The 13,092-nt window shown below is 59.9% G+C and carries 13 protein-coding genes and 1 pseudogene; 5 read left to right on the forward strand and 9 right to left on the reverse strand.

Going from position 1 to position 13,092, the window contains the following annotated elements; translation table 11 throughout:
* Nucleotides 1–7: 7 nt before the first annotated feature.
* The 6 genes from ABLV30_RS27085 to ABLV30_RS27110 are packed head-to-tail and all read right to left on the reverse strand — an operon-like array spanning nt 8 to nt 4,328.
* Nucleotides 8–682 carry an urease accessory protein UreF gene (locus tag ABLV30_RS27085; protein ID WP_014226895.1) on the reverse strand — a complete coding sequence of 225 codons (675 nt, stop codon included), beginning with the start codon at nt 680–682 and terminating at the stop codon, nt 8–10.
* Nucleotides 683–1,156 carry an urease accessory protein UreE gene (gene ureE / locus ABLV30_RS27090; protein WP_148849810.1) on the reverse strand — a complete coding sequence of 158 codons (474 nt, stop codon included), beginning with the start codon at nt 1,154–1,156 and terminating at the stop codon, nt 683–685. It abuts the gene before it with no gap.
* Between the two features lie 9 nt (nt 1,157–1,165).
* Nucleotides 1,166–2,869, reverse strand: a complete 1,704-nt coding sequence (gene ureC, locus ABLV30_RS27095; RefSeq protein WP_014839580.1) for an urease subunit alpha — start codon at nt 2,867–2,869, stop codon at nt 1,166–1,168.
* Nucleotides 2,862–3,182, reverse strand: a complete 321-nt coding sequence (locus ABLV30_RS27100; RefSeq protein ID WP_014226892.1) for an urease subunit beta — start codon at nt 3,180–3,182, stop codon at nt 2,862–2,864. The genes ureC and ABLV30_RS27100 overlap by 8 nt, the downstream gene beginning before the upstream one ends.
* A 9-nt stretch (nt 3,183–3,191) precedes the next feature.
* On the reverse strand, nt 3,192–3,494 hold the full coding sequence (locus ABLV30_RS27105) for an urease subunit gamma (protein ID WP_025105909.1): 303 nt from the start codon (nt 3,492–3,494) through the stop codon (nt 3,192–3,194).
* Nucleotides 3,495–3,503: 9 nt separating this feature from the next.
* The gene (locus ABLV30_RS27110; RefSeq protein ID WP_048260458.1) at nt 3,504–4,328 is read right to left on the reverse strand and encodes an urease accessory protein UreD; all 825 of its coding nucleotides are present in this window, start codon (nt 4,326–4,328) and stop codon (nt 3,504–3,506) included.
* On the opposite strand from ABLV30_RS27110, the pseudogene ABLV30_RS27115 reads away from it, so the two are divergent.
* Nucleotides 4,318–4,401: pseudogene (locus ABLV30_RS27115) on the forward strand (short-chain dehydrogenase); the annotation flags it as partial. The gene ABLV30_RS27110 and the pseudogene ABLV30_RS27115 sit on opposite strands and share 11 nt — an antisense overlap.
* Nucleotides 4,402–4,497: 96 nt before the next feature.
* Here ABLV30_RS27115 and plsY read toward each other — a convergent pair.
* Entirely contained in the window at nt 4,498–5,118 is a 621-nt protein-coding gene (gene plsY / locus ABLV30_RS27120; RefSeq protein WP_004854283.1) for a glycerol-3-phosphate 1-O-acyltransferase PlsY, read from the reverse strand.
* A gap of 221 nt (nt 5,119–5,339) precedes the next feature.
* On the opposite strand from plsY, the gene folB reads away from it, so the two are divergent.
* Nucleotides 5,340–5,723, forward strand: a complete 384-nt coding sequence (gene folB / locus ABLV30_RS27125; protein WP_014226889.1) for a bifunctional dihydroneopterin aldolase/7,8-dihydroneopterin epimerase — start codon at nt 5,340–5,342, stop codon at nt 5,721–5,723.
* Between the two features lie 202 nt (nt 5,724–5,925).
* Nucleotides 5,926–6,747 (forward strand): undecaprenyl-diphosphate phosphatase, encoded by an 822-nt coding sequence (gene bacA / locus ABLV30_RS27130; protein ID WP_004854277.1) that lies wholly within the window; start codon nt 5,926–5,928, stop codon nt 6,745–6,747.
* Between the two features lie 10 nt (nt 6,748–6,757).
* Here bacA and ABLV30_RS27135 read toward each other — a convergent pair whose 3' ends face one another.
* A complete protein-coding gene (locus ABLV30_RS27135) occupies nt 6,758–7,999 on the reverse strand; it encodes a multifunctional CCA addition/repair protein (RefSeq protein WP_014226887.1) in 1,242 nt (413 codons plus the stop codon).
* A gap of 60 nt (nt 8,000–8,059) precedes the next feature.
* Nucleotides 8,060–8,680, reverse strand: coding sequence for a TIGR04211 family SH3 domain-containing protein (locus ABLV30_RS27140; protein ID WP_014226886.1), 621 nt, complete (start codon nt 8,678–8,680; stop codon nt 8,060–8,062).
* A gap of 214 nt (nt 8,681–8,894) precedes the next feature.
* Here ABLV30_RS27140 and ABLV30_RS27145 point away from each other — a divergent pair, with 214 nt between their 5' ends.
* Both ABLV30_RS27145 and glnE read left to right on the forward strand, forming a co-directional pair.
* Entirely contained in the window at nt 8,895–10,193 is a 1,299-nt protein-coding gene (locus tag ABLV30_RS27145; protein WP_014226885.1) for an inorganic triphosphatase, read from the forward strand.
* Nucleotides 10,194–10,216: 23 nt separating this feature from the next.
* Nucleotides 10,217–13,051 (forward strand): bifunctional [glutamate--ammonia ligase]-adenylyl-L-tyrosine phosphorylase/[glutamate--ammonia-ligase] adenylyltransferase, encoded by a 2,835-nt coding sequence (glnE, locus tag ABLV30_RS27150; RefSeq protein WP_148851155.1) that lies wholly within the window; start codon nt 10,217–10,219, stop codon nt 13,049–13,051.
* The last annotated feature ends 41 nt before the right edge of the window (nt 13,052–13,092 follow it).

The following is a 13,092-nucleotide window of genomic DNA, read 5'->3' on the forward strand; positions in this document are numbered from 1 at the left end:
CCTTCTCCTAAGAACGGAATAATCGGGAATACTGGGTTTCGTGCCGGGCGGAAGCGATAGCCGCAAGCGGCGTCGCCGAACCGATGGCGTCGTCCGGGGTCGCCAGGGCGCTGTCCATGTCCGCCGCGTAGCGGTCGCACAGGCGAAGAATCAACTGCTGGGCCGCCTGCTGGCCAAAGGGCACCAGCTTGACGCCCGCCATCACCGCGCTTTCAATCCAGCTATAGCCAAGGCTCAGGGCCAGGTCAGGAATGGCGATTTGCCAGCGTACGCCGAGCCACGCCATGCCGGTTAGCTGACTTTGCTGGCACAGCTTGCGCCACTCGGGCGGGCAGTCCGGCTGCCAGTCGGCCAGCAGCCGGGTGAAGGCCGCGCCGCGGTTGCGCTCTTCATCGCGCAGCTCACGGGTTTCCCGGCAGGCGAGCAGATAAGCGGTCCAGCGCCGGGCGCAGGCCAGATCGCCCGCTTCGCAGGCCCGGTAGAGGCGGGCAAACAGCGGCAGGTCGACGGTAAAAAAGCTCTGCTCCATTTGGCGCAGCTGCCAGCGCTCAAAGGCGGCGGTATCCGCTACCCAGCCCGCTTCCACCGCCCACTCCAGCCCCTGGGACCAGCTGTAGCCGCCAACCGGGAGGCTGCTGCTGGCAAGCTGCATCAAGCGCAGACGTTTTTCCGGCGTCGGCATTTAGTGGCTGTGCTCACGATCGTGATGGTGGTGGTGATGGCCGTGCGATTCGCTGGCGTAGGCGCCGGCTTCCGGTTCAAACGGCAGATGCGCGAAATCCACGGCCAGGCCAAACTGGCGCAGCATATCGTCCAGGACGTGATCGTGATGATAGCGCAGCTCGCCGGGCATAATCTGTAGCGGCACGTGGCGATTGCCAAGGTGATAGCAGGCCTTCGCCAGCATAAAAGGATCGGCGCAGCGTACGACCGAAACGGCTTCATCAGCGGCGATCACTTCAACGAATTCGCTGCCGTTTTCGTTACTGAGAATGTCGCCGCCGCGCAGCAGCAGACCGCGCGGCAGCAGCAGGCCCGCCTGACGGCCATCGTTAAGCGTGACTTTAATGCGGCTTTTTACCCGCACGTCAATCGGCAGGGTAACGCTGGCCGTGGCCTGCGCCGGGGTCTCCACCCGTTGGGTCAAATAAAGCATTTGCGCTCCTTAAAACAGGAAATAACGTTGCGCCATCGGTAACACGTCCGCCGGTTCGCTGGTTATCAGTTCGCCGTCGATGCGCACCTCGTAGGTTTGCGAATCCACGGTAATAGTGGGCAGCAGGCCGTTGTGGTGCATATCGCCTTTTTGTACCGTGCGGCAGCCTTTAACCACCGCCGTCGCGCTGTGCAGGTTCAGCCGTTCAGCGACGCCGTTTTCCGCCGCCGCCTGCGACAGAAAGGTCAAACGGCAGCGGTGGCGAGCGCTGCCCAGCGCGCCGAACATCGGGCGATAGTGCACCGGCTGCGGCGTCGGGATAGAGGCGTTGATGTCGCCCATCGGCGCCATCGCGATCATGCCGCCTTTGACGATCGTCGCCGGCTTCACGCCGAAGAACGCCGGGGACCACAGCACCAGATCCGCCAGTTTCCCCACTTCAATCGAACCGACTTCATGGGCGATACCGTGGGTTAACGCCGGATTAATGGTGTACTTGGCGATATAGCGCTTCACGCGGAAGTTGTCGTTATCGCCGCTCTCTTCCGCCAGCGGGCCGCGCTGGACCTTCATCCGGTGCGCCACCTGCCAGGTGCGCAACACCACTTCGCCGACGCGGCCCATCGCCTGTGAATCAGACGAGGTGAGGGAGAAGGCGCCCAGATCGTGCAGGACGTCTTCCGCGGCAATGGTTTCCCGCCGAATGCGCGATTCGGCAAACGCCACGTCCTCGGCGATATCCGGGTCGAGATGATGGCAAACCATCAGCATATCCAGATGTTCGTCAATGGTGTTGACGGTATAGGGCAGCGTCGGGTTGGTTGACGAGGGCAGAATATTGGGGTGCGCGCAGGCGGTAATAATATCCGGCGCATGGCCGCCGCCCGCGCCTTCGGTATGGAAAGTATGGATAGTGCGCCCGCCGATGGCCGCCAGGGTATCCTCAACGAATCCGGACTCATTGAGGGTGTCGCTGTGCAGCGCGACCTGCACGTCCATTTCGTCGGCCACCGTCAGCGCGCAGTCGATTGCCGCCGGGGTCGCGCCCCAGTCTTCGTGAATCTTCAGGCCGATAACCCCGGCCGCAACCTGCTCACGCAGCGCATCCGGATTCGAACCATTGCCTTTACCCAGCAGGCCAATATTGACCGGCAGGCTGTCCGCGGCCTGCAGCATCCGCGAGATGTACCACGGCCCGGGCGTGCAGGTCGTGGCGTTGGTGCCCGCCGCCGGGCCGGTCCCGCCGCCGATCATGGTGGTGACGCCGGAGACCAGCGCCTCTTCCGCCTGCTGCGGACAGATCCAGTGAATATGCGTATCGACGCCGCCGGCGGTGACGATCTTGCCTTCCGCCGCAATAATTTCCGTGGCCGCGCCGATCGGGATCGTGACGTTGGGCTGAATATCCGGGTTGCCGGCTTTGCCGATCGCGAAGATCCGCCCGTCTTTGACGCCAATATCGGCTTTGACGATCCCCCAGTAATCGACGATCAGGGCATTGGTCAGCACCAGATCCACACACCCGGCGGAAAGCATCTGTCCCTGGCCCATACCGTCGCGGATCACTTTGCCACCGCCGAATTTGACCTCTTCGCCGTAGGTGGTCAAATCATCTTCGACCTCGATCCACAGCTCGGTGTCCGCCAGGCGAACTTTATCGCCGGTGGTGGGGCCGAACATGTCGGCATAGGCCTGACGTGAAATGTCACTCATCGTTTGCCTCCAGCGCGCCCATAACGTCTCCGCGGAAACCGTACACCGCGCGGGTTCCAGCCAGCGCCACCAGCTCCACCTCGCGCTTTTGGCCCGGTTCGAAGCGCACTGCGGTGCCGGCGGCGATATTCAGGCGATAGCCGGTCGCCTGCTGGCGATCGAACTTCAGCGCCGGGTTGACCTCGGCGAAGTGGTAATGCGAGCCGACCTGAATCGGCCGGTCGCCGTGATTTTCAACGATAATGCAGCAGGTGGCGCGGCCGACGTTAATCGCTATCTGGCCGGGTTTTACCTGATATTCTCCTGGGATCATCGCGCTACCTCAGATTATCGGGTTATGGACGGTAACCAGCTTCGAGCCGTCCGGGAAGGTGGCTTCGACCTGGATATCGGGGATCATTTCCGGCACGCCTTCCATGACCTGGTCGCGGCTCAGGACGTGGCGTCCTTCTTCCATCAGCGCCGCGACGCTTCTGCCATCGCGCGCGCCCTCCATAATAAAGGCGCTAATCAGGGCCACGGATTCGGGATAGTTGAGCTTCAGACCGCGGGCCAGGCGACGCTCCGCCACCAGCGCGGCGGTAAACAGCAACAGCTTGTCTTTTTCTCTGGGTGTCAGTTCCATAGCGTTCTCTTAAGTCAGCCAGATTCGGGGGAGTACCGGAGATTTGCCGGTCAGGTGCGGGCGCATAAATTGCCAGATATCGCGCATCGCCCGCTGGCAAAGCAGATTATCGTCACTTAGAAAGCGTACCGTCAGCAGACCGTCGGTGAGCGTCGCGCCGGCGTAGTTTGCCAGCGGCGTAAGTTTTTCGCGTACGCCTTCGAGCAGCGTTTCGTTCGCCGGGTAGAACAGCATCGTTCCCACCCACGGCTGCTGCGCGACGCAGGCCAGCTGTCCATCGGCCAGGCTCAGGCGCTCAATCAGCAGCGGAGAGCCGCCGACCCACACCTCCAGGCGATTGGCGAGCGCGCCGTGGCTAAAGGCTTCGCCGATGACCGGCCGGCCAAGGCACAGCAGGTCCCACGCCAGCAGCGTGCTGGAGGCGGCGAGATGAAAGGCGGTAGACAAAGCGGCGTTGGCGCCGGGAAAGAAGATCGCGTCCTGCGGCAGCCACTCGAGCGTTGAGTTTTCGGCCAGCGTCAGGGTTTGCTGAAGACGCGCCTGCGCGCCGCTGCTGCGATAGAACTTGCTGGCGCCGGGCATGGTGATCAGCGTGTGGCACCCGGGATCCATCGTCGCGCTAATGGTGAGCTCATCGCCGCCGACGATACCGCCGGGCGGATGAAGCAGATAGAGGTGGCAGGTCTCTTCTTCGGGATAAAACGGGCGCTGAACGGTGAGGGGACCAACATGACGACGGGAGGCGAGCGTGGTTTTCCCGCCGAGAAATTGAAACTGGAGGTCCAGCGAGGCCTGCCAGCCTTTTTTATTCTGTGGTAACACGGTGCCGTGCAATGTCGCGCCCCTGCAAAATCAAGATAAAACAGCAGCGAAGAGTATTGATCGGGGGCCAACCATCCCGGTCATATGAAAAGCTTATGCCCGTCATACTTCGAGCCGCAGCCGCGTTGGTTTACTTTAATCACCTGGGACTCACTTGCCGTGAGTTGCGGCGCAGCAACGTTTATTTCTGCTCCGGCGTTTTTTTCTTCTTTTTGAGCCGGGTCCAGATGCGGGTTTCCTGACGACGCCACAGACGCTGTATGTTGTCGTGATGGCGCAGCAGAATCAGGCATGACAGCATCGAAACCGGGAAAGTGTACTGCGGTTTGAACCACCAGACATAGAACGGCGCAATCAGCGCGCTCACGATAGCCCCCAGCGAGGAGTAGCCGCTGAGCAGAATCGTCAGCAGCCAGGTTCCGGCCATCACGCCGGTGAGATCCCAGCCGATAGGAGCAATGGCGCCGAAAGCGGTGGCCACGCCTTTACCGCCGCGAAAGTTAAAAAATACCGGCCAGATATGGCCCACGCAGGCGGCGATCGCCACCAGGCCGAGCCAGAACGGCGTCAGGCCTAATGCCCACGCGCCCCAGACCGGCAGCATGCCTTTCAGTACGTCAAAAATAAGCACCGCTACGGCTGCGCCCTTGCCGCCAATTCGCAGGACGTTCGTCGCCCCTGGATTGCCGGAGCCGCTGTCGCGAGGGTCGGGAAGGCCAGCGAGGCGGCAAACGAGAATGGCGCTGGAGATTGAGCCGCAGAGGTAGGCGAGGATAACCAGTCCAGGCGCGATTGCACTCATCAGCTGTTCCATTTTGAAAGTGTCGTTTTATCCCCTGCGCACTGCGCGTTGTCCGCGCATTGGCTCGCCGGGACCCATAGCGACGCTATGCTCCTGGAGCCTTGCCGCGTCGCTGTCTTCCTGCAACGCAAATTATTTAGGGGATGTCTTTGCATCTGTGGATAATACGCATAATTGGCCGGAAGTGGTATCCGGTTTAGCCAAAAAGCAGGCAGGTCGTGATGGATATTGTATTTATAGAGCAACTTTCGGTAATCACCACAATTGGTGTTTACGACTGGGAACAGACCATCGAACAGAAGCTGGTGTTCGATATCGAAATGGCGTGGGATAACCGCAAAGCGGCGGCCAGCGATGATGTCAGCGATTGTCTCAGCTATGCTGATATCAGCGAGCTGGTAATCAGCCACGTCGAAGGCGGGCGTTTTGCGCTGGTGGAACGCGTGGCGGAAGAAATTGCCGACCTGCTGCTGGAAAAGTTTCAATCTCCATGGGTACGTATTAAAGTCAGCAAACCTGGGGCGGTAGCCCGGGCGGCTAACGTCGGCGTCATTATTGAACGTGGCCTTAATCTGAAACAAAACTTTTCAGGTCATACTCGTTAAACAAATTGCGTTTATACCGGTCATAGAATCCGGCCATCAGGCTATTTTCTTTGCCGTTTTGCCCTGTGATAGCGCTCGAAATCCTTGCGTACAACCTGTACGCTCACTTTTCTGCGCGCTGTCTGTGGCCAAATAAGCACGCCTGATAGCTCGGTTCTTCGTTCCTGGTTTTTTCATTTTACTTTTTAAAGGGTTTAATTGGATGAGCGATATACACTCGCTGCTGATAGCGGCAATATTGGGTGTGGTTGAGGGTTTGACAGAATTTTTACCTGTCTCCAGTACTGGTCATATGATTATTGTCGGTCATCTGCTGGGTTTTGAAGGCGATACCGCGAATACGTTTGAAGTCGTCATTCAGCTTGGTTCCATTCTGGCCGTTGTGGTGATGTTCTGGCGCCGCCTGTTTGGTCTTATCGGCATTCATTTTGGCAAAAAGCCCGAGCATGAAGGCCAGGGCAGCGGTCGCCTGTCGCTTATCCATATTCTTTTGGGGATGATCCCGGCGGTGGTGCTGGGGCTGATTTTCCACGATACCATCAAGTCGCTGTTTAACCCGATAAACGTGATGTATGCGCTGATTGTGGGCGGCGTGCTGCTGATCGCGGCGGAAGTGCTGAAGCCGAAACAGCCGCGCGCGGTGGGCATTGATGATATGACCTATCGTCAGGCGTTCGTCATCGGCTGCTTCCAGTGTCTGGCGCTGTGGCCGGGCTTCTCGCGTTCCGGGGCGACGATTTCCGGCGGGATGCTGATGGGCGTCAGCCGCTATGCGGCCTCTGAGTTCTCGTTCCTGCTGGCAGTGCCGATGATGATGGGCGCAACCGTACTGGATATGTACAAGAGCATTGGCTTCCTGAACGCCGGCGATATTCCGATGTTTGCCGTCGGTTTTATCACGGCATTTATCGTCGCGCTGATTGCGATTAAAACCTTCCTGCAGCTGATTAAACGTATTTCGTTTATCCCGTTCGCCATCTACCGTTTTATCGTTGCGGCAGCGGTCTACGTGGTCTTCTTCTAAGCGCCCGCCCTCAGTCCCGCGGCTGAGGGCAACGCTTTTCTTTCCAGCGGGCGACGGCCTGAATCCGCCGACGCGTCAGCTCTTCACGAATTTCAACGCCCTGAAAACCTTCCGCCACCACCTCTTTTGTTGAAACCGACCGGGCAACATCCCAGGCTTCCAGCAGCAGGCGACCCTGCGGATAATCGCAGGCTTCAAAGCCGGTGCGCCCGCGCACGTCGGCCTCGCTGGTTAACGCGATTTGCCTGACACGATGCGGCTTGCGCCAGGCGTCGATATTATCGAACAGCTTGACCAGCGTTTTCGGCTGCAGGATGGGCAGCGTATGAATCAGATCGTGAAATTCGGCGACCAGTTTTGCCAGGTCGCGCAGCTCGTTTGGCACCCGCAAACGGGCGCAGAGCTGCTCGACCAGCTTAACGCCAGCCGGACCGTGACCATGATGGCGCGGCCAGAGCGCTTTCGGCGTCAGCCCTTTCCCGAGGTCGTGGCATAGGGTGGCAAAACGGACATCCACTTCGGGCGAGAGCATCGCCGCCATGGTGACGGTCATCAGCGTGTGCAGGCCAGTGTCGATTTCCGGGTGCCATTTAGCCGGGGCCGGTACGCCATAAAGAGCGTCGACTTCCGGGAACAGCACCTTGAGCGCGCGGCAGTCGCGTAATGTCTGGAAGAAGACCTGCGGATTGCGGGTGGAGAGGGCGCTTTCCGTCTCTTTCCACACCCGCTCGGGCGTGAGGTGCGCCAGCTCGCCGGCATCGGCCATCGCCCGCATCAGCGCCATGGTTTCATCGGCGATGCGGAACCCCAGATGAGCGTAGCGGGCGGCAAAACGCGCCACGCGCAGGACGCGTAGCGGGTCCTCGCTAAAGGCGGGCGAGACGTGGCGCAGCAGGCGCTGGCGTAAATCAGCCTGGCCGCCGTAGGGATCGATAATCTGGCCGTCGGCGTCCTGGGCCAGCGCGTTGATCGTCAGATCGCGGCGCAGCAGGTCTTGCTCAAGGGTGACGTCAGCGGCGGCATAGCAGGTAAAGCCGGTGTAGCCGGAGCCGGACTTGCGCTCGGTGCGCGCCAGCGCATACTCTTCGCGGCTTTGCGGATGCAGGAACACGGGAAAATCACGGCCTACCTGCTGGTAGCCCGCGTCGAGAAGTTGCTGAGGCGTGGCGCCAACCACGACCCAATCTTTGTCTTTAACCGGTAGCCTTAATAACGCATCTCGTACTGCACCACCGACCAGATAAACCTTCACGCCTCACTCTCCCGTCTTTATTTTCTTACGATGATACGTAAGTCTGGCAGAGAAGACGAATTAGTTCATCCAGCGGTCTTTGCGTTTGCGGCTCGGTACCAGGTGCGGCAACACCAGTCCGAGGATCAGGCCGACGCCCAGCACGCCGCCGCCGTACATAAACCACTGCATGATAATGGTGCGCTGTTTGTCATCAAGCTGCAGATTTGCGGCGTTTACCTTTTTCTGCGCGACAACCAGCTCATTTTTCAGCTTTTGGTTCTCTTCTTTCAGACCGTTTATCACGGCGTCGCTACCGGCGACTTTCTTCTGCATGTCCGCCGTGCGCTGATTCCAGGTGGTGTCGATGTTGTTGAGTTTGTCGGTCAGGGTTTTGACCTGGTTTTCCAGATCCGGCACGCGGGTGCGCAGGCTGGGCTCGTTGCTCAGCTCTTTTAAGGGGATCCAGGCGGTACGGCCGCTGTTGTCGCGTACCTGAGCATAGTTCGTGCTGTCGTTGGTTTGCAGCACCGCGACTTCTTCACCGGCGTTGATGGTGCCCACGAGACGATAGTTATCGCCCGGACCGCTGCGCACCCAGGTATTCAGTTCATCTGAAACGTAACGTTTTTCTTCCGCGTGGACCGCCGTGGCGGCGCTCAGCGCCAGCAAAGTCAATGTAATAAGGCGTAATTTTGGCATCAGGTCATCGTTTGGTCATAAAAAGTTGAACGATAGTAGTGGCATCGCCGAAGCGACGCAAAGTTTTCCGCCACAATCGGAATCATCCAGGAGGTGGCCCGGCAAAATGCGCATTGCATGGCGATTCGCCGCAAAATACTATTTACTGACAAGAAATATCGTTGTTAGTTCGCCGCAATTTCCCGGCACAGCATATAAGCGGAAGAATTCAGTCATGGCTCAAGAAATCGAATTAAAGTTTATCGTCGCTCAGGATGGCGTTGACGCGCTGCGTCAGCACCTCAACGCGCTGGAGGCAAAGCATACGCCAGCGGGTCAATTGCTGAATATTTACTATGAAACGGCGGATAACTGGCTGCGCCGCCACGACATGGGGCTGCGCATTCGCGGCGACCAGGGGCGCTATGAAATGACGCTGAAAATCGCCGGGCGCGTCGTCGGCGGCCTGCATCAGCGTCCGGAATACAACATTCCGCTGGACACCCCGGAGCTGGCGCTGGAGAAACTGCCGGCTGAGGTCTGGCCGCAGGGGGAACTGCCGGCGGCGCTCGCACAGAACGTACAGCCGCTTTTCAGCACCGATTTTGAGCGTGAAAGATGGGTGGTCAAAGAAGGCGACAGCGAAATTGAAATCGCGCTTGACCGCGGCGAAGTTAAAGCCGGCGAGCATCAGGAACCGATTTGTGAACTGGAGCTGGAACTGCTGTCCGGTACTACCCAGGACATTCTGACCCTTGCCCGTCGCCTGCTGGATACCGGCGTACTGCGTCAGGGCAGCCTGAGCAAGGCGGCGCGCGGTTATCATCTGGCGCAGGGCAATGAAGAACGTCCGCTGACCGCGTTAACGATCCTTCGCGTCGCGCCGAAGGCCAGCGTCGAGCAGGGTCTGGAAGCGGCGCTGGAAAGCGCGCTGGCGCACTGGCTGTATCATGATGAACTCCTCAATCGCGGCAATGCAAAAGCGAAAGCGGAGATTTTGCACGCTATCGCCCGCGTGCGGCACGCGCTGGTGCTGTTTGGCGGTATTGTCCCGCGCAAGGCCACCACGCTGCTGCGTGAGCGTCTGAGCGAAGCTGAGGCGGCGCTGGCGGAGGCCGAAACCGCCCAGGCGGCGCTTTTCAGCGTGGCGACCGTCAGAGCCAAGCTGACGCTCACCGATCTGTTGATAAACCGCGGCTGGCGTCCCTTCCTGAACGCAGCCGGAGAGCAGAAAATTGCCGGTTCGTTTAAACGCTTCGCGGATATTCAGCTCTCCAGAGCGGCGGCGGAGCTGAAAAACGCCTTCCGCCAGCCGTCCGCTGACGGTTATGTCGATCAGCTTCCGCGCCTGACCCGTGAAATTGACACCGTTCAGCTGCTATCCGGCGCTTATATCGACGCTGCCGCGCCGTGGCTGGAAAACTGGCAAGAAACCCGCCGGGCGATTGCGCATAACGACAGCAGCGTTATCGAATATTTTCGTCGCCAGGCGCTGGCCGCGGAGCCGTTCTGGCTGCATAGTGGAAAACGATAATTTCAGGCCAGGGAGCCCCTAAGATGCCGCTTTCTTCGCAATTACAGCAGCACTGGCAGACGGTCGTAGGCCGGCTACCAGCGGATTTTCCCGTATCGACGTTGAGCGATCGGGCGCAATCGGTCATGGCCTTTAGCGATTTCGTCGAACAGAGTCTGATCGCGCAGCCGCAGTGGCTGGCAGAGCTTGAAAGTGCGCCTCCCGAGGCGCAGGAGTGGCATCACTATGCCGACTCGCTGCAGGTTCGCCTGGCCGAGGTCAATGATGAAGCCGCGCTGATGCGCGAGCTGCGCCAGTTTCGCCGTCGGATCATGGTGCGTATCGCCTGGGCCCAGGCGCTATCGCTGGTCAGCGAAGAGAGCAGCCTGCAGCAGCTAAGCGCGCTGGCGGAGACCTTAATCGTCGCCGCGCGCGACTGGCTATACGCCGCCTGCTGCCGTGAATGGGGCACTCCGTGTAATGCTGAAGGTACGCCGCAGCCGCTGCTGATCCTCGGGATGGGCAAGCTCGGCGGCGGCGAGCTGAATTTCTCCTCCGACATCGATCTGATTTTCGCCTGGCCGGAGCATGGCGCCACGCGCGGCGGCCGTCGCGAGCTGGACAACGCCCAGTTTTTTACCCGCCTCGGGCAGCGCCTGATTAAGGTGCTGGATCAGCCCACCCAGGATGGCTTTGTCTACCGCGTGGATATGCGCCTGCGCCCGTTTGGCGACAGCGGCCCGCTGGTGCTGAGCTTTGCCGCGCTGGAGGATTATTACCAGGAGCAGGGGCGCGACTGGGAGCGCTACGCGATGGTGAAAGCGCGAATCATGGGCGATAACGATGGCGTTTACGCCAGCGAACTGCGCGCCATGCTGCGGCCGTTTGTCTTCCGCCGCTATATTGATTTCAGCGTGATTCAGTCTCTGCGCAACATGAAGGGAATGATCGCCCGTGAGGTGCGCCGTCGGGGACTGAAGGACAATATCAAGCTCGGCGCGGGCGGCATCCGCGAAGTGGAGTTTATCGTCCAGGTCTTCCAGCTGATTCGCGGCGGACGCGAACCGATGCTGCAACAGCGGGCTTTGCTGCCGACGCTGGCCGCTATCGAAGAGCTGCACCTGCTGCCGGAAGGGGATGCGCAGAGGCTGCGCGAAGCCTATCTGTTTTTGCGTCGCCTGGAAAACCTGCTGCAAAGCATCAACGACGAGCAGACGCAAACCCTGCCGCAGGATGAACTTAATCGCGCCCGGCTGGCCTGGGGGATGGGGGCTGCCGACTGGGATACGCTCAGCGCGCGGCTGGCGGAGCAGATGGCCAACGTGCGGCGCGTGTTTAATGAATTGATCGGCGACGATGAAACCCAGTCGCCGGATGAACAGCTTGAAGAGTACTGGCGCGAACTGTGGCAGGACGCGCTGCAGGAGGATGATACCAGCCCGGCGCTGGCGCATCTCGCCGACAGCGATCGCCGCAGCGTGCTGGCGCTGATCGCCGATTTTCGTAAAGAGCTGGACCGGCGCACGATTGGCCCGCGCGGCCGTCAGGTGCTCGACCAGCTCATGCCGCATCTGCTCAGCGAAATCTGCTCGCGCGCGGATGCCCCGGTGCCGCTGGCGCGCATTACGCCGCTGCTCACCGGGATTGTCACCCGCACCACTTACCTGGAGCTGCTGAGCGAATTCCCCGGCGCGTTAAAGCACCTGATTAGCCTGTGCGCGGCATCGCCGATGGTCGCCAGCCAGCTGGCTCGCCATCCGCTGCTGCTGGACGAGCTGCTGGACCCGAATACGCTTTATCAGCCAACGGCCACCGATGCCTATCGCGATGAACTGCGCCAGTATCTGCTGCGCGTACCGGAAGATGATGAAGAGCAGCAGCTGGAGGCGCTACGCCAGTTTAAGCAGGCGCAGCTGCTGCATATCGCCGCGGCCGATATCGCCGGAACTCTGCCGGTGATGAAAGTGAGCGATCACTTAACCTGGCTGGCGGAGGCGATGATTGACGCGGTGGTCCAGCAGGCCTGGCTGCAGATGGTGGCCCGCTACGGGCAGCCGACGCACCTGCACGATCGCCAGGGGCGCGGTTTTGCGGTGGTTGGCTACGGTAAGCTGGGGGGCTGGGAGCTGGGCTACAGTTCCGATCTCGATCTGGTGTTCCTCCACGATTGTCCGATGGAGGTGATGACCGACGGCGAGCGCGAAATCGACGGTCGTCAGTTTTATCTGCGGCTGGCGCAGCGCATCATGCATCTTTTCAGCACTCGCACCTCGTCGGGCATTCTGTACGAAGTGGACGCTCGCTTACGTCCTTCTGGTGCGGCGGGCATGCTGGTGACCACCGCCGATGCCTTTGCTGATTATCAACAAAATGAGGCATGGACCTGGGAGCATCAGGCGCTGGTTCGCGCCCGCGTAGTGTATGGCGATCCTGAGCTACAGGCGCGCTTTGACGCCATTCGTCGTGATATTCTTACGACCCCGCGAGAAGGCGAAAAACTGCAGACCGAAGTGCGGGAAATGCGCGAAAAAATGCGCGCTCACCTGGGGAATAAGCATCACGATCGCTTTGATATTAAAGCCGATGCCGGGGGTATCACGGATATTGAATTTATTACCCAGTATCTGGTCCTACGCTATGCCAGTGATAAACCGAAGCTCACGCGCTGGTCCGATAACGTCCGTATTCTGGAACTGCTGGCGCAGAACGACATTATGGACGAAGCAGAGGCGAGGGCGTTAACTCACGCTTACACCACGCTGCGCGATGCGCTCCATCACCTGGCGCTGCAGGAGCAGCCGGGGAACGTGGCGCCAGAAGCGTTTAGCCAGGAGCGTGAACAGGTCAGCGCCAGCTGGCAGAAGTGGTTGATGGCTTAACTAAAAAACCGGGTGTGCTATTATCGCGCGCAAAGTTTGCG

It is taken from the genome of Klebsiella sp. CN_Kp113 (assembly GCF_040064585.1).
In the GTDB taxonomy this organism is placed as follows: Bacteria; Pseudomonadota; Gammaproteobacteria; order Enterobacterales; family Enterobacteriaceae; genus Klebsiella; species Klebsiella michiganensis.

Bases quoted from the DNA above. Each gene is read 5' to 3' on its own strand.
- ABLV30_RS27140 (WP_014226886.1), bottom strand. From the start codon at position 8,680: ATGCCAAAATTACGCCTTATTACATTGACTTTGCTGGCGCTGAGCGCC.
- glnE (WP_148851155.1), top strand. From the start codon at position 10,217: ATGCCGCTTTCTTCGCAATTACAGCAGCACTGGCAGACGGTCGTAGGC.
- ureC (WP_014839580.1), bottom strand. From the start codon at position 2,869: ATGAGTGACATTTCACGTCAGGCCTATGCCGACATGTTCGGCCCCACC.
- ureE (WP_148849810.1), bottom strand. From the start codon at position 1,156: ATGCTTTATTTGACCCAACGGGTGGAGACCCCGGCGCAGGCCACGGCC.
- ABLV30_RS27100 (WP_014226892.1), bottom strand. From the start codon at position 3,182: ATGATCCCAGGAGAATATCAGGTAAAACCCGGCCAGATAGCGATTAAC.
- ABLV30_RS27145 (WP_014226885.1), top strand. From the start codon at position 8,895: ATGGCTCAAGAAATCGAATTAAAGTTTATCGTCGCTCAGGATGGCGTT.
- plsY (WP_004854283.1), bottom strand. From the start codon at position 5,118: ATGAGTGCAATCGCGCCTGGACTGGTTATCCTCGCCTACCTCTGCGGC.
- ABLV30_RS27105 (WP_025105909.1), bottom strand. From the start codon at position 3,494: ATGGAACTGACACCCAGAGAAAAAGACAAGCTGTTGCTGTTTACCGCC.
- bacA (WP_004854277.1), top strand. From the start codon at position 5,926: ATGAGCGATATACACTCGCTGCTGATAGCGGCAATATTGGGTGTGGTT.
- folB (WP_014226889.1), top strand. From the start codon at position 5,340: ATGGATATTGTATTTATAGAGCAACTTTCGGTAATCACCACAATTGGT.
- ABLV30_RS27085 (WP_014226895.1), bottom strand. From the start codon at position 682: ATGCCGACGCCGGAAAAACGTCTGCGCTTGATGCAGCTTGCCAGCAGC.